This is a genomic window from Streptomyces sp. NPDC002104 (genome assembly GCF_053593795.1).
This window is the reverse complement of record NZ_JBSFDF010000009.1, coordinates 15,020-32,111: the sequence shown is the minus strand read 5'-3', so window position 1 is coordinate 32,111 and position 17,092 is coordinate 15,020. Positions and strand designations below refer to the sequence as shown.

Below are 17,092 nucleotides of genomic sequence, written 5' to 3'. Positions count from 1 at the left end.
CGCTGCGGCCTAGGCTCGGCCCGCGCGGGTGAACCCGCCGACCAGCTCGACGAACTCGTCCTCCTTCTCGAAGAAGGCGACGTGCCCGGTCTCGATCTCGGCGTACGTGCTGTGCGGGATCCGGGCGTGCAGGTCGCGGCTGTTCTCCACCGGGACGGTGATGTCCAGGGTGGCGCCGATGACGAGCGTCTCGGCCTCGATGAGCGGCAGCAGGTCGCGGATGTCGATGCGGAGGTCGAGGTCGACGTGGCGCAGGGTGCCGGGGGTGGGCGGCATGTTCGGGATCAGCAGCTCGACCTGCTCGCGGCCGACGGCGTTGAGGAAGCCCCGGCTGAAGCCGGTCATGGCCACGGAGCGGCCGAAGGCGGCCGGGTCGGAGACGCCGATCTGCTTCCACAGGGTGAAGAGGTTGCGCAGGTACTCGTCGCCGTCGGTGTGGGCCCAGCCGGCGACCAGGATCAGCCGCCGCACGAGGTCGGGGCGCAGCGCGGCGACGGCGGCGGACACCGGCGCGCCCATGGAGAAGCCGAGCAGGTCCACGGGCCCGGCGTCCGCGTCCTCGATGACGGCGATGACCTGCGCGGCCAGCCCCTCCACGGTCAGCGGCCCGCCGTTGTCGGTGGTGCGGTCGCTGCCGGAGAGGTCGGGGGTGATCACCGTGTGGTCGGCGGTGAACCGGGGGCGGGTCTGCCCCCAGTTGACGGCGGAGCCGCCGGAGCCGGTGCCGTGGACGAGGACGAGCGCGGGGCCCGCGCCGGTGCGCTCGTAGGAGACCTCGGCGTCGGCGACGCGCACGGTGGCGCGCAGGACGGCGGCGGGGTCGGCGATGGCGGTGAGGGTCGTGGACATGGCTGCTCCTCCTGGGGCGGTGGCTGCCGGGGGCTTTTCCCCTCCGGCACGCCCCACAGTGCCGCCGGCCCGGAAGGGGCGGGAGAGCCCCCGCGAACCTGGGACCGCCGATCCCTGGATGGGCGCCGGCCGCGTCGCGTTCACGCGCACCGGGCAGGCAGTGAGCCCTGGTTCGGGTGGGGCCACGCCCACCGGGCAGGTGGCGAGCCCCGGTTCGGGTGGGGCCACGCCCACTGGGCAGGTGGCGAGCCCTGGTTCGGTGGTGGGCCGTCCACGCCGTGAGCGCCCCGCACCCCGCGCGCACCCGTCCGGCAGGATGATCGCATGACGATCGACCGCCGTGAGCTCGCCGATTTCCTCCGCCGTTCGCGTGAGCGGGTGCGCCCGCAGGACGCGGGCCTCGCCGCCGGGCCCCGGCGCCGTACGCCCGGGCTGCGGCGCGAGGAGGTGGCGCAGCTCGCCGGCATGTCGGCCGACTACTACATCCGGCTGGAGCAGGCCCGCGGCCCGCAGCCCTCGCCGCAGATGCTGTCCGCCCTCGCCCGCGCGCTGCGCCTCAGCGACGACGCGCGCGACCACCTCCACCTGCTCGCCGGACACCGCCCGCCCGCCGCGCGGGTCGCCGGCGACCAGGTCGGCGCCGGGCTGCTGCACCTGCTGGACCAGTTGCCCGGGACCCCGGCGCAGGTCCTGAGCGACCTGGGCGACGTACTGGCCCAGAACGAGATGGCCCGCAGCCTCCTCGGCGGTGTGTGCACGGTGTCCGAGCACGGCCGCAACGTCGTCTGGCGCTGGTTCGCCGACCCGGCCGCGCGGGACGCGTACCCGGAGGAGGAGCACGAGCAGTACAGCCGCCTCCACGTGGCGGACCTGCGGGCGGCCGTCGGCAGGCGCTCCTCGGACCCGGCCGCCACCCGTCTGGTGGAACGCCTGCGCGAGGCCAGCGAGGAGTTCACCGCCCTGTGGGAGCTGCACGAGGTCGCCGTCCGCCGCCACAGCCGCATGCGGGTGATCCATCCGGTCGTCGGCCCCGTGGACCTGGACTGCCAGGTGCTCCTCGCCCCGGAGGGCGACCAGCGCCTGCTGCTCCTGACGCCCCCGCCGGGCACGGACACGGCCGACCGGCTGAACCTCCTCCGGGTCGTCGGCACCGAACAGTTCTCGCACCCCGGCTGACGGACCGGCCCGGTAAACCACCTCTCCCCGTAAACCACCTCTCCCCGTAAACCATCCCAAAGTGCACCCCACCGGGTCTGATGTTGAGATGAGGCGATGTTCGGCGTCGACCCCCGCAGAATGGAGCGAGAGATGGCCACCCTCCCCTCGGAGACCCTCCCCTTTGACGACGTGACCGACTTCGAGAACGCCGACCGCGGGTTCATCGGCGCACTCGTGCCCGCCGTGGTCAAGGGCGCCGAAGGCCGCACCGTATGGGACAACGACGCCTACGACTTCCTGAAGGCCGACTGCCCCGGCACCGCGAACCCCAGCCTGTGGCGGCAGGCGCAGCTCGCCTCCAAACAGGGCCTCTACGAGGTCGCCGACGGCATCTACCAGGTGCGCGGCCTCGACCTCTCGAACATGACCCTCGTCGAGGGCGACCGGGGGGTCGTCGTCATCGACCCGCTCATATCCGCCGAGACCGCCGCCGCCGCGCTCGCCCTGTACCGCGAGCACCGGGGGGACCGCCCGGTCACCGGCATGATCTACACGCACTCGCACGGCGACCACTTCGGCGGCGCCCGCGGCGTCCTCCCGCGCGGCACGGAGGAGGGTGTACCGATCCTCGCCCCCGAGGGCTTCCTGGAGCACGCGGTCAGCGAGAACGTCTACGCCGGCAACGCCATGACCCGCCGCGCCGTCTTCATGTACGGGGACCGGCTGCCCAAGGCCCCCGACGGCCAGATCGGCGCCGGCCTGGGCATGACCACCTCCACCGGCACCATCACGCTCGTCCCGCCCACCGTGGACATCACCTCCACCGGGCAGGAGGAGACGGTCGACGGGGTACGGATCGTCTTCCAGCTCACCCCCGGCACCGAGGCGCCGGCCGAGATGAACTTCCTCTTCCCGGAGAGGCGTGCGCTGTGCCTGGCGGAGAACGCCACGCACAACATGCACAACATCCTGACCCTGCGGGGCGCCGTCGTGCGCGACTCCCGCATCTGGTCGCGCTACCTCGACGAGGCCATCGAGTACTTCGGCGACGAATACGACGTGGCCTTCGCCTCCCACCACTGGCCCACCTGGGGCCGGGAGAACGTCGTCGCCTTCCTCGCCGCCCAGCGGGACCTGTACGCGTACATGCACGACCAGACCCTGCGCCTGCTCAACGACGGCCTGACGGGCCCGGAGATCGCCGAGGAGCTGCGGCTGCCGCCCGCGCTGGAGAACTCCTGGCACGCGCGCGGCTATTACGGCTCGCTCTCCCACAACGTCAAGGCGATCTACCAGCGGTACCTCGGCTGGTTCAACGGCAACGTCGCGACCCTCTGGGAGCACCCGCCGGTCGAACTCGCCCGGCGCTACGTGGACTCGATGGGCGGCCCCGAGCAGACCCTGGACAAGGCCCGCGCCTACGCCGACTCCGGTGACCTCCGCTTCGCCGCCACCCTCCTCAACCACCTGGTCTTCGCCGAGCCCGGCCGTACGGACGCCAAGGAGGCCCTCGCGGGCGTCTACGACGCGCTCGGCCAGGGCGCGGAGAACGGCCCGTGGCGCAACTTCTACCTCACCTCCGCGATGGAACTGCGGCACGGCGAGAACGCGGCCCTGCTCGACACCGCCAATCCCGAGATGTCGATGGCGCTGACCACCGAGATGCTGCTGGACTCGATCGCCGTACGGATCGACGGCCCCCGGGCCTGGGACGAGGACCTCACCATCGACCTCGTCCTCACCGACGAGGACCGCCGCCACCGCCTGACCCTCCACAACGGCGCCCTCACCCACCGCACGGTGACCGATCCCCGCACCCCGGCCGGCCTGACCCTCACCCTCACCAAGCCGCAGCTCCTGGCCGTCCTCGCGGGCCGGGCCCCGGACTCCCTCTCCACGGCGGGATCCCCGGCCCTGCTCAGCCGGCTGTTCTCCTACGTGACGAAGCCCGATCCGGCCTTCCCGATCGTCACGCCCTGAGGCCCTGACGGTCCGGAAGACCCCGCCGCGGGGCCATCAGGCGGCGCGGCACAGGCCGGCCGCCGTGGGCGCCGTACGGGCGATGCGCACGGCGGCCACCGCCTGCGAGCGGTGCTGCGCGAAGACCACGAGACGCAGCACCGCGAAGCGCGCGACGCCGGCGAGCGCGGAGGCGGACAGGTAGACGGCCTGTTCGCGCACGGCGCCGGGCGAGGCGTCGAACTGCCGCAGGACGAGCACCGCCGCGCAGGTCACCGCGTACGCGGCCGCCGCGGATCCGGCGGACTGCGCGTGCTGGCGCCAGGTCGCCCGCCGGCCGGCGCCGAAGGTGAAGCGGGCGTGCAGCTCGGTGGCGAGGAGCGTGGAGACCACGGTGATCAGGGCGTTGGCCAGGACCCAGGGGATCCAGGAGGCGAGGCCGGCGACGGCGAAGCTGGAGGCCACTCCCACCCCTCCGCCGCAGACCACGAAGCGAGTGAAGGCGGTGAGGGCCCCGGCCGCCGTCCGCGTCCGGCTCTGCACTGGCTCCATGATCCGATCCCCCCGATGGTGGTGTGCCGTAGTGGTGCCATATTGGCACATGCATGGCACCGGGTCTAGGTATTAATGGCGCCACTCCTCTCCGGGGTGGCGCCATCGGGGCGGTGGGCCGGGCCCGGATTCAGGCGAGGGTCGCGACGGTCAGGGCCAGCGCGGAGCCGGCGAAGACCGTGGTGTGGCGGACGTTCTGCAGGACCCGGGTCCAGGAGGGGAACGCCCCTTCGGCGGCCTGGAGGAAGGCGGGGACGTCCACGCGCGCCAGTTCGGGGTCGCCCTTGCGGCGGAACGCGGCCCGTACGGACTTCACGGCGCCGAGCTGGCTCTGCAGGATCAGGATGTTCGCGAGCAGCGCGAGCGTGGAGAAGATCCAGGTCAGGGTGGTGCCGAGCGGGCTGCCGGCCAGGTTGAGCGCGGCGGCCGCGAGGCTCGCGGCGGCGAGGGAGCCCGGGGCCCACCACTCGTGACCGCTCGCGTCGAAGCGGAGCATGTTCTCCTCCAGGACCTCCGGGCGGATGCCCTGGCGCCGCAGCTCGGTGACCGCGGCGGCCTTGGCGGCGGCGCCGAAGCGGTGGCGCAGGAGCGGGATCGAGGCGAAGGCGGCGGCGACGAGGATCTGGGCGACGGCGGCGAGCGTATCGGCGTTCATGGGCTTGCTTCTCCCTCTCGACGGCGGACTTTTACTTTGTTCAAGTCCCGGCACCGAGAACTGTAGGGATGGACTTGAACACTGTGCAAGTCCCTTCTTGAACTTTGTGCAAGAGGGGTGATGGTGACCTATCGTGAAGCCATGCCACGCGACACGCTCACCCGTGAACAGATCGTCCGCACCGCAGTGGAGCTGCTCGACACCGAAGGCCTCGAAGGCCTCAACATGCGCGCCCTGGGCAAGCGGCTGGGCTCGGCGGCGACCGCCGTCTACTGGCACGTCAAGAACAAGGACGACCTGCTCACCCTCGCCGGCGACCAGGTGTGGGACGAGATCCGGCTGCCCGACCTCGACGCCGTCGACTGGCGCGCGGCCGCCACCGCCATGGCCGGCGACCTGTACGGGATGTTCACCCGGCACCCCTGGCTGGTGCAGGCGTTCGCCACCCACCTCTTCCACGGCACGGGCAAGGCCCGCCACGACGACCACACCCTCGCCGTCTACGAGAAGGCGGGCTTCACCGGCCCCCAGGCGGGCCGGGCCGCCGCCGCCGTCTTCACGTACGTCCTCGGCAACGCGGCGCCGTCCGCCGCCACCACCTCGCTCACCCGCCGGATCGCACGCGAGGGCGGGGACGCCGAGTCGGTCTTCGGAGCCGTCATGCGGCAGGCGGCGGAAGCCGCATCGGGGTTCCCCCGGCTGCGGGCCCGGGTCGAGGGGGCAACCGGCGCCGGATCCCCGGGCGCCGCCGGATCCCCCGAGTACGCCGGCTGCGCCGACTACGCGGAAGCCCCGGACGACACCTTCGACTTCGGCCTCCAGGCGCTGCTCGACGGCCTGACGGCCCGGCTCCCCGACGCCACCGCCGCCATGTGACCCACGTCACCCGCGACTCCTGTCAGGAATCGGGCCGCTGCCCCGCTCAGGTCATCGAGAGCCCAGCGAACCGACAGGAGCGTCACATGAAGCACCGCATCGTCGTCCTCGGTGCCGGCTACGCCGGGGCCTACGCCGCGGGGACCCTGGCCCGCAGGCTGTCCCCGGCGGACACCGAGATCACCGTGGTCAACGCCGAGCCGGACTTCGTCGAGCGGCTGCGGCTGCACCAGCTCGCGGCGGGCCAGGAGATCGGGACCCGCCGGCTCTCCGACGTCTTCGCGGGGACGGGGGTACGGCTGCGCCTGGCCCGCGTCACCGCGGTCGACCCCGAACGCCGGATCGTCACGGTGACGGCCACCGACGGCGCGCCGGGGACCGGCGGCGCACCGGGGACCGGCGGCGGCGCACCGGACACCGACCGCGCGCTGCGGACTGGCGACGACGGCGCACCGGACACCGACCGCGCGCTGCGGACTGGCGACGACGGCGCACCGGGGACCGACGGCGCACCGGCCACCGGCGCCGCTCCGCGGACCGCCGCCGGCGGAGCGCCCGGCGAGCTCGGGCCGGGCGAGCTCGGCCCCGGCGAGCTCGGCTACGACACCCTCCTCTACGCCCTCGGCAGCCACGGCGACGACCGCGGTGTCCCCGGCGTCGCCGAGCACGCCTTCGACGTCGCCGCCCGGCCCTCGGCCCTGCGCCTGCGCGGGCGCCTGAACTCCCTGCGGGAAGGCGGCGCCGGCGGTGCTGCTGGCGGTGCTACTGGCGGCGCCGGCAACGTACTTGTCATCGGCGACGGCCTGACCGGCATCGAGACCGCCACCGAGATCGCCGAATCCCGGCCCGACCTGTCGGTGACCCTGGTCGCCCGCGGCGAACTGGGCGCCCGGCTCTCCGCCGGAGCCCGCGCCCACCTGCGCCGCGCCTGCGACCGGCTGGGCATCACCGTCGTCGAGCACACCCGCGTCGAAGCCGTCGAAGCGACCCGGGTCCTGTGCGCCGGCGGCGCCGCCCTGCCGTCCGACGCGACCGTGTGGACCGCCGGGTTCGCGGTCGCGCCCCTCGCCGCCGCCGCCGGGCTGGCGGTCACCGAGGACGGCCGGATCCTCGTCGACCCCACCATGCGCTCGCTCTCGCACCCCGATGTCTACGCCGCCGGCGACAGCGTCCACACCCTCGGCGAGAACGGCCTGCCGCTGCCCATGTCCTGCGCGTCGGCCGGCTTCACCGCCATGCAGGCGACGAAGGCCATCGTGGGACGCCTGACCGGCACCGGCACCGGACACGTCAAGCTGGCCTACCCGGGCAACCACATCAGCCTCGGCCGGTACGACGCGATCCTGCAGTTCGTCGACGGCGCGGCGCGGGCGAAGCCGGCCTACACGGGCGGGCGGAAGGCCGCGCGGATCAAGGCGGGCATCCTCGCGATGTCGCTGTGGACCACCTCGCACCCGACCTTCGGCCTCCCCGCGCGCCGGCGCCGCCTGACCGCCGTGCCGGACGCATCCCCCCGGGAGGGCGGGCGCGCAGCCCTCGTAGGGTGACCCGCATGGACCACGTCGCCGGCGACCCTTTCGACACCGGCCGGTTCGAGGCCTCCCGGGACCGGCTGGCCGCGCTGGCCTACCGCCTGCTGGGCTCCGCGGCCGACGCCCAGGACGCCGTGCAGGACGCGTATCTGCACTGGCAGGCCGCCGACCGGCGGCTGATCAGGGTGCCGGAAGCGTGGCTGACCAAGGTCGTCACCCACCTGTGCCTCGACCGGCTCCGCTCGGCGCAGGCCCGCCGCGAACGCACCACCGGCGCCTGGTTCCCCGAACCGCTCCTCGACGGAGACCCGATGCTCGGCCCGGCCGAGACCTACGAGCAGCGCGAATCGGTCTCCCTGGCCGTGCTGACCGTCATGGAACGCCTCGCACCCGTCGAACGGGCCGTCTACATCCTGCGCGAGGCGTTCTCCTACGGCCACGCCGAGATCGCCCGGATCCTCGACATCACCGAATCCGCGAGCCAGCAGCACCTCCACCGGGCCCGGACCCGCGTCACCGCCACCCGGCGGGGCGGCGGCCACGAGGTCGACGCCGCCTCGGCGCGCAGGATCGTGGAGGAGTTCCTGACCGCCGCCACCTCGGGCCGCACCGAACGGCTGGTGGCGCTGCTCACCGACGACGTGGTCGCCCTCTCCGACGGAGCCGGCCTGGCCAGGAAGCTGCTGCGGTACGACACCCCGCGGCGCGTCGCCTCGGTCCTGCGGGGCGGCTTCACGTCCACGCCGGCGAAACAGCGGCTCGCGGGCGGCGCGTGCGCCCTGCACTACGCGGTGGTCAACGGCGGACCCGCCCTGCTCTTCGTCCTCGGTGACCAGGTCCTGGGCACCGTGACGTTCGAGGTCACCGAGGACGGGATCGCGGCCGTACGCGGCATCGCCGCCCCCGCCCGCCTCGCCCGCCTCGGCGAAACCTGGCGGCAGCGCGAAGCGGAGCCGGCGCTCATCGACGCCTGGTGACGAACGCGTCCGGCCGGCCCGGCCAGGCCCCGCCCGCCCCGCCGAGCCGGAGGCGGGCCCGCCGGGCCGCGGTTTCCCTCACCTCAGGACGAGCCAGCCGGTCTGCGCCGCGAAGACCGTGTGGCCGAGGGCGCAGGTTACCCACCCCCAGGCATTGCGCATTCCGTGGCGCCGCACCGCCCTCCAGCCCACCGCGAGGAGCACCGCGGCCAGTACGCAGCAGACCCATGACAAGGCGATCCAGAGCGGGGAATGGCCCGTGAACCGGCGGACGAGGGAAACCGGGATGAGCACGAGCACGGGCAGCATCCACTCGGCTTCGCCGGCGCGGGTGTCGGCCTCGGCTGCGGACGTGGGGTCGGTCATCCCGGCTGCTCCGGCTTCGTCGTCGGGTCGTCGATGGGTGCTGCGGTTCCTGTGTATCCGTCAGGGGGTCGCGCCGTCCAGGGACTTCCAGAACGTGTACCGGTGCTCCCCGGCGAAGTCCACGGGGTTGATCCCGCCGGGGCCGGATGCCAGGGACTGGGCGTTCGGGGCCGTGGGGGTGGTGGCCTTCCAGGCGGCCTCTCCGGTGCGGGCGAAGTCCGCCCAGATGGCGATCATCCGCGCGGAGAGCCGCTGCTGCTCCGGGGTGAGGGCCCCGTAGGCGTCGATCTCGAAGAGGTAGGGCAGTTCGAAGGTGTGGCCCGCGCCCGACTCGAAGCCGGGTTTCGGGAACTGCGGGTCGGAGTACCAGGGTGTGGTGCGCTCGGCGAACTCGTAGGTGTACGTCGGCACGTGGCGGGACAGCGCCCGCCCGGTCTCGACGGAGTGCCGGGCCCAGTTCCCGTCGGTCAGGGCCGCCGCGAGGGCCAGGCCGGGGGAGCCGCCGTGGGCGGCGGGCGGGTACTGCGCCGCGACGGCGGCGGCACGCTCCGCGCCGAACTCCTCTCGGAGCGCCTTCTGGCGGTCGGCCTCGTCGAGCCGGGCGTCCGGGTCCTTGGTGCTCTGCTTCTTGGCCAGTTCGAGGCCGTAGACCCGTGCCCGTTCCTCGTCCCGGTTGATGCCCTGCAGCACCGGGACCCGGTTGAACCGCCCCGAGGCGAACGCCTCGCCGGGGGTGCGGGGGAGCAACCTGCCCCCGTAGACCGGTGTGTACTCGGGACCCGCGCCGAAGGGGTTGACGAGCCGCTCCGGCGCGGCGGTGCGCCAGTCGCTCCCCCCGGTCCCGGTTCCGGCGTCGTCGCCGATCGCCGCGGCGGTGGTGACACCGTCCTTCAGGGCCTGCGTACGGTCACGGCGGCCGTCGGGACCCGTGCAGGGCGAGCTCTGCAGGATGACCCGGTCGAAGAGGCCCGCGGAGGACGGGGCGGCGAGGTGGGCGCAGGTGCTGTAGCCGCCGGCGGACTGGCCGAAGAGGGTGACCCGGTCCGGGTCGCCGCCGAACGCGCGAGCGTTGCTCCGCACCCAGCGCAGGGCGGCCTGCTGGTCGAGGAACCCGTAGTTCCCGGACTCGCCGCGCGGCCCCTCCAGATCGGGGTGGGCCAGATAACCGAGGGCGCCGAGGCGGTAGTTGACGGTGACGACGACCACGTCGCCCAGCGAGGCGAGCCGCTCGGCCCCGTACATGGACCCGGCGCCGTCCGTGTGGTCGCCCCCGTGCAGGTACACCATCACGGGCCGGGGCCGGCCCGAGGACGCCCGCGGGGTGGTCACGTCGAGGAAGAGGCAGTCCTCCTGATCGGACGCGGGGCCGACGGGGGAGAGGAACCCGGTCTGGGGGCAGGCGGACCCCGGCTCGGTGGCGTCCCTGACCCCCTCCCACGGCACGGCGGGAGCCGGGGCCGCCCAGCGGCGGTCCCCGGTGGGCGGCGCCGCGTAGGGGATGCCCCGGAAGGTCCGCACGGTGCCGGAGACCGCGCCGCGCACGGCTCCCGTACCGGTCCGTACGACCGCCCCGCCCCGGGGGCCGTGCTCACGGCCGGACCCGGAATCGGGCAGCGCGTACGCGGTCGCCGTGAGGGCCACGGCGCTCAGGGCGGTGGCGCCGATGATGACGGCCTGTGCTCTTCGCTTCAACATGTATACGAGCGTATGGATCCGGGTCACCACCCCACAGCCCGGTCACCCCCCGGCCCCGGGGTGGGGCTACCCCCCCGGCCCGGCGATGGTGGAGAGCGTGGGGATCGGGCGCGGCCGGGGCGGTCAGAAGGCGGTGAAGGAGACGATGCCCCCCAGGAGCAGCGTCGCCGTACCGGCGAAGGCCGCTCCGGCGCAGAGGACCGACTGGGCGGTGCTGGCCGGCGTCGAACGGCTGACCATGGCGGCCGCCAGGGCTACGCTCGTCGATACGGCCAACACCAGTGCGGCCAGGAGCAGTTTGACGGTGAACATGTCCACCCCTCCCACGGACGCGGAGCCGAGCGTGCTCATGTGTACCTCCCCGGTCATCTTGTTGTCGACGTCAGCGTGCGGGCGGCCGGCGCGGTACGGGGCCACGCCGATGACAGGCTTCTGACATGGCGACAAGCCCGCGGGATCCGGCGTTCCCCGGGCCCGCCGCCGACGGCGAGGAGCCGGTCTCCCCGGCCCTGCTGGCGGAGGAGCTGCGGCAGCTCAAGCGCCGCTCCTTCGGAGAGCTGGGCGAAGGGGACCTCGCCCGTAAGGCCCCCGCCCTGGCGGCAATCGCCCGGGCGCTGTACCCGACGGCGGGCTCCGCCGCCCCGCCGCTGCGCAAGCTGCTGCGCGCGGCCGTCGCGGAGCTGCCGAGCCGGGAACTCGGCGCCTCGGCCGCCGCGCTGTTCGGGCTGGAGCCCGGCCTGTACGGCAAGAACCTGACCGCGCGGCAGGAAGCGGCGGCGGCCTGTTTCACCCCCAGGCCCGCCATCAGCACCTTCCGGCAGCGCCCCCAGTACGCCCGCCGCATCATCGAGGAAGTGGCCGGGGCACTCGGGAGGCTCTCCCGAGTGCCCCGTCACCGTGCGGGAGGCGCAGGACCGGCACGCCGCGGAGACGATCCCCCGGGCCGCCCGGCTGGCCGAAGCCCAAACGCTGCTGCGGGGCCCCGGGAAGGTGCTGTGGATCTGGGGCGAGCCCGGCACCGGGAAGACCGTGCTCGCACAGCAGGTCGCCCAGCGCATCCGTACGCATCTTCCGCAGGTCACCATCCGGCTGGAGAACTCCCGCGTGGCCGAGGCCGACGTCCTGTCGGCGGTCGGCCACGACGACGTGGACGCCCGCTCCTGGAGCCGGGCCGCATGCCGGCTGTACCTCAGGAAGATGCTCGCGGAAGGCCGGAGCATCGGTGCCGTGGTGTTCGACGGGGTGACGGCCGAGGCGGCGCTGTGGGAGCTGGTTCCCGACGCGCTGCGCGTGCCGTTGATCGTGACCAGCCGCAGGCGTTCGGACCACGCGGCCGCGGCCGCTCTGCACGTGGGCGCGTACTCCCCCGAGGAGGCCCTGGCCGTGGTCGGCGGGCTCCTGCCGGCCCTGCCCGCGCCGGACGCGGAGCGGCTCGCGGCCGCCGTCGGTCACCACCCCCTGGTCATCGACCGCATCTGCCGCCATGTGCTGGGCGTTTCGGGCCCGTCGGTGGAGGACGTCTCCGGGGCTCTCGTGGCGGACCTCCTCGCCACCCTCGACAGCGTGGACTCGATGAGCGGGACCGGGGAGCACCTGTCCCGCGTCTACCGGCGCACGCTGGCGACGTTGCGGGCCGACACCGAGTTCACGGTCGAGGTCCTGACGGCGCTCCTGTGGATCTCGTCGAAGGGCACGGTCCCCAAGGACCTCGCGGACGACTACCTGCGCCACCGCTTCCCCGGCGCCGTCGGCACCCTGCGCGTCTCCGCGGCCCTGCGCGTGCTGGCCCGCTGGGCGATCCTCTCGGAGGAGGGCGAGGCCTTCGTCATGCATCCGCTGACCGCCGTGATCCTCCAGGGCCTGCTGGCGGACAGTTTCGACGACATGGTCGCCGGCTTCTTCTCGTACCTCCGGGAACTCGATCCCGGCCACACGTCCCGCCTCACCGCCGAAATCCACCGCGAGCTGCTGGTCATGGACCACGTCCTGCGGACCTTCTGGGAGGGCGACCAGTCCTTGCTGTGCCTCAGCGAGAGCGTGTGGCTGTGGCTCGACCACACCGGGCGGCGCCGGCCCGTCCGCTACGAGGTGACGTCGGAAGCCGTCTTCGCCACGCAGGGCACATCGCGGCGCACCGTGCTGGACGAGCCCCTGGCCGTGCTGTCGGAGCAGATCAAGGACGTGTGCGAGGCCGTCGTCGTCCTGCACCGCCTCGGCGCACCGGCGCCGCCCGAGGACCACGTCTCCCGGCCCGACGGCTGGGCGCACTACGTGCGGTGGAGCGTGCAACGGGAGGACGGGCTGCTCCGAGCGGTGTGCGGGAAGACATGGGTGCGCGCGCCGCACGGCGTCGACGGTCTTCCGGTCTGTCCCCGCTGCGCGGCGCGGATGGAGGCGCCGATGGACCGGATGCTCGGCCGGCCGGCCCCGAGCCTCGAGTTCCTGCTCCGCAAACTGCTGAGGGTCACCGACGGGGGGACGGCGGAGTACGACGCCGGGAAGGCAGTCGAGTTCCTGGAGCTCCTCCGGGATCCGTCCGCCCCGTTCGCGCTCCCCGAACTCCCCGGGAAGGAGCAGCTGTTCGACATGGCCCTCGCGGCGCTGAGGGTCCACAACATCGCCACGTCCGCACCGGCCGAGCAGAAGTCCAGGTGGCTCGACGACAGCGAGGCCTGGTCGCGGCGTTTCCTGGACCTCGAACTGGACGACGACTACTTCCGCGCCGAGGCCCTTCAACTGCTGGGCCGCTCGCTGCTGTACCGCACGTACCTCATGAGCGACCGGCCACGGGAAGAGCGGCGGCCGTACTACGACCGCGCGGCCCGGGCCTACCGCGACGCCCTGGCCCTACGCCCCGACGACCCGGGCACCCTGGAGTCCCTGCAAGAAGTCCTCACCCGGCACGCGTTCCTCCTGGTGCCGACGGAGCCCACGCAGGCCGAGCGCCTGATCCGCGAGATCGAGCCCGCCTATCAGGGGCATCTGCGATCCGCGCCGGACGACGCGGAGGCGCTGGGCATCGTGGGGATCTCGCTGGCCAACCGGGGCAAGTGGCTCCGGGCCTCGGACCCGACCGCGGCGGAGGCGCTGTACGCCAGGGCCGTGGAGCACTTCCGACGCTCACTGGACACGCGCCCCGGCAGCCTGATCACCCTGCGCCGGCTCGGCGACGCACTGCTGGGGCACGCGGCCCTGGCAGCCGACGCCTCACGGACCGCGGCCCGGCGCTACGGCGCGGCGGCCCGGGTCTTCGCCGAGGCGGCCGCCCTGGCCCCCGAGGACGCCGGGCTCCGGCAGGCGGCCGCGTTCTGCGAGGAGCGGCTGCGGACCTGAGCCGTGAGGCGCCGGGCCGTGAGCCACTGGCCCGTGAGCCGCCGGGCCGTGAGCCACTGGCCCGTGAGCCGCCGGGCCGTGAGCCGCCGGGCCGTGAGCCACTGGCCCGTGAGCCACCGGCCCGTGAGGTATCGCCTCAGGCCGAGTCCGACTGCGTGGTCGCCTCTGCGGCACGGCGGTATTCGGCATTGATCCGTTGGGCCTCTTCGAGCTGGTCCTCGAGGATGATGATGCGGCAGGCCGACTCGATGGGTGTGCCCTGGTCGACGAGTTCGCGGGCGCGGGCGGCGATGCGCAGCTGGTAGCGGGAGTAGCGGCGGTGTCCGCCGGCCGAGCGCAGCGGGGTGATGAGACGGGCTTCGCCGAGTGCCCGGAGGAAACCCTGCGTGGTACCGAGCATCTCGGCGGCCCGGCCCATGGTGTAGGCGGGGTAGTCGTCGTCGTCAAGACGGCCGAACGAGTCGTCTGCTGTCATTGCACCTCTCTCGTGGAACGCGTTGAGGGGCCCTGGCGCCTATGGCACCAGGGCCCCGAAGGAACTACTACACCATCTGCCGGCCCGGATACTGCGCCGACCCTGTGATTCCGCCGACCCGGCCGGGATGCTGCCGGGAGTGCGGGGACCGCGGTTGCTTGACCGGAGACCACCTCACCATCAATGTCCTGCGGTACCCGGGACCGGACCTCTCCCCGGGCGATCCTGACGCTGCTCGACCGGCTGGCGGTCCGCCCCTGTCGGGCCGACTTGTCTCCCTGAGCTACGAGAGAAACCATAACGGCACGGCAATCCAATGTCTACGTCAGCCGCGATAGATTTCCCTTCACTCGCCGGCGAGATATCCGGCGCCAGTGGCCCCCCTCCGTACGCCCTGCCCGCACCACCGCGCCCGGCCGGCTGTTTAGGAAGGACCCCGCCGGTCATACGGGGCTCTGTAAGACCTTTCCATCGAAGAGGGAGTGATCAGCTGTGTCTGGTGAGCAGAAGGCCGAAGCAAAGGGCGAGCAGGCCAAGGGCAAGCTCAAGGAGACCGCTGGGCGCCTGACGGGCAACGAGCGGCTGACCGCCGAAGGCCGCGCGGAGCAGGCCAAGGGCGACGCCCGCGACGCCAAGGAAAAGATCAAGGACATGTTCAAGCGCTGACCCTCGCGCGCACGGGGCCGGGACCGCATTCAGCGGTCCCGGCCCCGCCGCATGCCGCCGTGCGGGGCATCAGATCAGGCGCGTCAGCCAGACCGCATGAGCCTGACCCGCAACGGCCAGCAGGCGCCCGTCGGCGCTGAACGCCAGACCCTTGATCTGGCCCACGTCGCCCGGGACCGTCACTCCAAGACGTCCCTGATCGACATCCCACATCTCCACCGTTCCGGCCCGGCCCCCGCTGAGGACCACGGCGCGGTCGGGTACGAACGTCACCGCGTTCACACAGCCGCTGGGGCACGTCAGGACTCTGGCGAGAGCCGGGGGGTGCGTCGTCCACAGCCGGACCGTGCCGTCCCAGGCGCCACTGGCGAGAAGGCCCGTCCCGGGGTGGAAGGACAGAGCGGAATCGGCGCGGGCGTGCCCGGGCAGTACCGCCTTGCTCTGCAGAGACCTCGGGTCCCAGAGCCGCACGGTCCGATCCCAGCCGGTGCTGGCCAGCAGCGAGCCGTCCGGGGAGAACGCCAGCGCGTACACCGCACCGGTGTGACCGGCCAGGGCCGCGGCGTGGGCAGGGCCCGCCGGCCGCCACAGGTGGATGGCGGTGCTCCAGCCGGCCGTGGCAAGCGTGGCACCGTCCGGGGCGAAGGCCACTGCGTGCACCGCCCCCTGCGGATCGGTCAGGACGGCCGTCTCCCGGCCAGTGGCGACGTCCCAGACGCGGGTGGTGCCGTCCTCCCCCGCGGCGGCGAGGGCGCGGCCATCGGGACTGAAGCCGAGGGCGTAGACCGGCCCGGAGTGACCGTCCAGCACGCGCGTGGGTGTCCGTACCCCGCTGTTCACCCCGCTGTTCACCCCGCTGTTCACATCCCAGAGCCGGACGCGTGCGTCCTGTCCGCCCGCTGCCAGGAGGCGGCTGTCGGGGCTGAAGGCCACGGCGCGGACGGTGTCCGTCGGCCCCTTCAGGAAGCGGTGCCAGGTCTTTGGTTCGCCTTCGGCCGGCCGGTTCTCGGTCCTGGGCCGACCGGCGGCGGCGGCCGGCAGCTCGTCCACCCTCCCTCGGAGGGGTTCCGACCCACCCCGGCATGCGGCGGCCAGCAACGCGGCCACCCGCTGAGCCGACGGCCGACGCTCCGGGACCTTGTCCAGCAGTGAGGCGAGCACGGGCGCGAGGGGTCCGGCACGCTGCGGTGGCGGCGGGTTCTCGCTCAGAACGGCGGCAAGGAAGAGGAACGGCTGCCGGCCCTCCACCGCCGCGTACAACGTGGCGCCCAGGGACCAGACGTCCGCCGCCGGGCCCACACGCCCGCCCTCCCACTGCTCAGGCGCCGTGAACATCGGCGTCCCGAGGGCCTGCCCGGTGGCGGTCAGACGCAGCGCGGCGTCCGCGAGGGAGGCGATCCCGAAATCGGTGAGCACCGCGTGGTCCGTGGTCAGCACGATGTTGTCGGGGCTTGACATCGCGGTGGACGACTCCGAGTCGATGGGCGTGGGCCAGCGCGTCGGCCACCTCAGCTCCGATCGTGGCCGCCTTCTGCCACGGCAGCCGGCCCATCTGCCCGAGCTCGGACTGAAGCGACCGGCCCTCGAGGAACTGCATGACGATCCATGGCATCCCTCTCCACTCGAGTACGTCGTAGACGGTGACGATGCCTCGGTGATGCAGCCCCGCCGCAGCCTGTGCCTCGCGGACCGCCCGGGCGATCAGGACGCTGCGCTGGGCCTCCGCCAGGCCCTGCGGCACCAGCACTTCTTTGATGGAGACGACCCGATGGAGGACTCGGTCGAAGCCGCGCCACACCCGACCGCATCCGCCCTGGCCCACGAGATCGTCCAAGCGATACCGGCCGCTCACAAGGTCGCTGACGGCACCTGGCATACCTCTCACGATATCCGCGCGCCTCCGAAGCAGCCCGTGGATCACCGCCCGAGCTCCGGGGCGGCCGGCGGGCGTAGATGGGAGAGGGGAAGCCGAGGAGGTGACCTGAGATGGGCCACGACC

Annotated in this window: 15 protein-coding genes and 1 pseudogene; 7 read left to right on the top strand and 9 right to left on the bottom strand. The window is 73.2% G+C overall.

The genetic code is table 11. The annotated features are described in order from the left end of the window. Positions 1 to 9: 9 nt before the first annotated feature. Complete coding sequence (locus ACWCP2_RS10670; protein ID WP_450908223.1) at positions 10 to 849, bottom strand: alpha/beta fold hydrolase; 840 nt, start codon at positions 847 to 849, stop codon at positions 10 to 12. A gap of 324 nt (positions 850 to 1,173) precedes the next feature. On the opposite strand from ACWCP2_RS10670, the gene ACWCP2_RS10665 reads away from it, so the two are divergent. Both ACWCP2_RS10665 and ACWCP2_RS10660 read left to right on the top strand, forming a co-directional pair. Then, positions 1,174 to 2,025 carry a helix-turn-helix transcriptional regulator gene (locus ACWCP2_RS10665; RefSeq protein WP_450908222.1) on the top strand — a complete coding sequence of 284 codons (852 nt, stop codon included), beginning with the start codon at positions 1,174 to 1,176 and terminating at the stop codon, positions 2,023 to 2,025. Between the two features lie 132 nt (positions 2,026 to 2,157). Continuing rightward, the gene (locus ACWCP2_RS10660; protein ID WP_450908221.1) at positions 2,158 to 3,987 is read left to right on the top strand and encodes an alkyl/aryl-sulfatase; all 1,830 of its coding nucleotides are present in this window, start codon (positions 2,158 to 2,160) and stop codon (positions 3,985 to 3,987) included. A 36-nt stretch (positions 3,988 to 4,023) separates the two neighbouring features. Here ACWCP2_RS10660 and ACWCP2_RS10655 read toward each other — a convergent pair whose 3' ends face one another. Both ACWCP2_RS10655 and ACWCP2_RS10650 read right to left on the bottom strand, forming a co-directional pair. Further along, positions 4,024 to 4,518 (bottom strand): hypothetical protein, encoded by a 495-nt coding sequence (locus ACWCP2_RS10655; protein WP_450908220.1) that lies wholly within the window; start codon positions 4,516 to 4,518, stop codon positions 4,024 to 4,026. Between the two features lie 130 nt (positions 4,519 to 4,648). Continuing rightward, positions 4,649 to 5,173: a hypothetical protein gene (locus tag ACWCP2_RS10650; RefSeq protein WP_450908219.1), complete on the bottom strand. Its 525-nt coding sequence runs from the start codon at positions 5,171 to 5,173 to the stop codon at positions 4,649 to 4,651. 141 nt (positions 5,174 to 5,314) lie between these two features. Here ACWCP2_RS10650 and ACWCP2_RS10645 point away from each other — a divergent pair, with 141 nt between their 5' ends. From ACWCP2_RS10645 to ACWCP2_RS10635, 3 genes are all read left to right on the top strand, one after another. Next, positions 5,315 to 6,049, top strand: coding sequence for a TetR/AcrR family transcriptional regulator (locus tag ACWCP2_RS10645; protein ID WP_450908218.1), 735 nt, complete (start codon positions 5,315 to 5,317; stop codon positions 6,047 to 6,049). An 86-nt stretch (positions 6,050 to 6,135) separates the two neighbouring features. Further along, on the top strand, positions 6,136 to 7,596 hold the full coding sequence (locus tag ACWCP2_RS10640) for an NAD(P)/FAD-dependent oxidoreductase (RefSeq protein WP_450908217.1): 1,461 nt from the start codon (positions 6,136 to 6,138) through the stop codon (positions 7,594 to 7,596). Between the two features lie 5 nt (positions 7,597 to 7,601). Beyond that, entirely contained in the window at positions 7,602 to 8,558 is a 957-nt protein-coding gene (locus ACWCP2_RS10635) for a sigma-70 family RNA polymerase sigma factor (protein WP_450908216.1), read from the top strand. 78 nt (positions 8,559 to 8,636) lie between these two features. Here ACWCP2_RS10635 and ACWCP2_RS10630 read toward each other — a convergent pair whose 3' ends face one another. From ACWCP2_RS10630 to ACWCP2_RS10620, 3 genes are all read right to left on the bottom strand, one after another. Next, positions 8,637 to 8,924 carry a hypothetical protein gene (locus ACWCP2_RS10630; RefSeq protein WP_450908215.1) on the bottom strand — a complete coding sequence of 96 codons (288 nt, stop codon included), beginning with the start codon at positions 8,922 to 8,924 and terminating at the stop codon, positions 8,637 to 8,639. Between the two features lie 60 nt (positions 8,925 to 8,984). Then, a complete protein-coding gene (locus ACWCP2_RS10625; protein WP_450908214.1) occupies positions 8,985 to 10,619 on the bottom strand; it encodes a carboxylesterase/lipase family protein in 1,635 nt (544 codons plus the stop codon). Positions 10,620 to 10,742: 123 nt separating this feature from the next. Further along, a complete protein-coding gene (locus tag ACWCP2_RS10620) occupies positions 10,743 to 10,970 on the bottom strand; it encodes a hypothetical protein (protein ID WP_450908213.1) in 228 nt (75 codons plus the stop codon). Positions 10,971 to 11,516: 546 nt separating this feature from the next. Here ACWCP2_RS10620 and ACWCP2_RS10615 point away from each other — a divergent pair. After that, positions 11,517 to 13,952 carry a hypothetical protein gene (locus ACWCP2_RS10615; RefSeq protein ID WP_450908212.1) on the top strand — a complete coding sequence of 812 codons (2,436 nt, stop codon included), beginning with the start codon at positions 11,517 to 11,519 and terminating at the stop codon, positions 13,950 to 13,952. A 136-nt stretch (positions 13,953 to 14,088) separates the two neighbouring features. Here the strand turns inward: ACWCP2_RS10615 and ACWCP2_RS10610 are convergent, their stop codons facing one another. After that, complete coding sequence (locus ACWCP2_RS10610; RefSeq protein WP_450908211.1) at positions 14,089 to 14,427, bottom strand: MerR family transcriptional regulator; 339 nt, start codon at positions 14,425 to 14,427, stop codon at positions 14,089 to 14,091. A gap of 492 nt (positions 14,428 to 14,919) precedes the next feature. Between ACWCP2_RS10610 and ACWCP2_RS10605 the strand changes: the two genes are divergently transcribed. Next, positions 14,920 to 15,093, top strand: a complete 174-nt coding sequence (locus ACWCP2_RS10605) for a CsbD family protein (protein WP_450908210.1) — start codon at positions 14,920 to 14,922, stop codon at positions 15,091 to 15,093. A 69-nt stretch (positions 15,094 to 15,162) separates the two neighbouring features. Here ACWCP2_RS10605 and ACWCP2_RS10600 read toward each other — a convergent pair whose 3' ends face one another. Then, positions 15,163 to 16,551: a protein kinase family protein gene (locus ACWCP2_RS10600; RefSeq protein WP_450908209.1), complete on the bottom strand. Its 1,389-nt coding sequence runs from the start codon at positions 16,549 to 16,551 to the stop codon at positions 15,163 to 15,165. A 46-nt stretch (positions 16,552 to 16,597) separates the two neighbouring features. Further along, positions 16,598 to 16,969 (bottom strand): annotated as a pseudogene (locus ACWCP2_RS10595) (protein kinase domain-containing protein); the annotation flags it as partial. Positions 16,970 to 17,092: the final 123 nt, after the last annotated feature.

What these genes read in the sequence shown, in the direction of transcription:
- ACWCP2_RS10670 (WP_450908223.1), bottom strand. Translation starts at nt 849, where the DNA reads ATGTCCACGACCCTCACCGCCATCGCCGACCCCGCCGCCGTCCTGCGC.
- ACWCP2_RS10665 (WP_450908222.1), top strand. Translation starts at nt 1,174, where the DNA reads ATGACGATCGACCGCCGTGAGCTCGCCGATTTCCTCCGCCGTTCGCGT.
- ACWCP2_RS10660 (WP_450908221.1), top strand. Translation starts at nt 2,158, where the DNA reads ATGGCCACCCTCCCCTCGGAGACCCTCCCCTTTGACGACGTGACCGAC.
- ACWCP2_RS10655 (WP_450908220.1), bottom strand. Translation starts at nt 4,518, where the DNA reads ATGGAGCCAGTGCAGAGCCGGACGCGGACGGCGGCCGGGGCCCTCACC.
- ACWCP2_RS10650 (WP_450908219.1), bottom strand. Translation starts at nt 5,173, where the DNA reads ATGAACGCCGATACGCTCGCCGCCGTCGCCCAGATCCTCGTCGCCGCC.
- ACWCP2_RS10645 (WP_450908218.1), top strand. Translation starts at nt 5,315, where the DNA reads ATGCCACGCGACACGCTCACCCGTGAACAGATCGTCCGCACCGCAGTG.
- ACWCP2_RS10640 (WP_450908217.1), top strand. Translation starts at nt 6,136, where the DNA reads ATGAAGCACCGCATCGTCGTCCTCGGTGCCGGCTACGCCGGGGCCTAC.
- ACWCP2_RS10635 (WP_450908216.1), top strand. Translation starts at nt 7,602, where the DNA reads ATGGACCACGTCGCCGGCGACCCTTTCGACACCGGCCGGTTCGAGGCC.
- ACWCP2_RS10630 (WP_450908215.1), bottom strand. Translation starts at nt 8,924, where the DNA reads ATGACCGACCCCACGTCCGCAGCCGAGGCCGACACCCGCGCCGGCGAA.
- ACWCP2_RS10625 (WP_450908214.1), bottom strand. Translation starts at nt 10,619, where the DNA reads ATGTTGAAGCGAAGAGCACAGGCCGTCATCATCGGCGCCACCGCCCTG.
- ACWCP2_RS10620 (WP_450908213.1), bottom strand. Translation starts at nt 10,970, where the DNA reads ATGAGCACGCTCGGCTCCGCGTCCGTGGGAGGGGTGGACATGTTCACC.
- ACWCP2_RS10610 (WP_450908211.1), bottom strand. Translation starts at nt 14,427, where the DNA reads ATGACAGCAGACGACTCGTTCGGCCGTCTTGACGACGACGACTACCCC.
- ACWCP2_RS10600 (WP_450908209.1), bottom strand. Translation starts at nt 16,551, where the DNA reads ATGTCAAGCCCCGACAACATCGTGCTGACCACGGACCACGCGGTGCTC.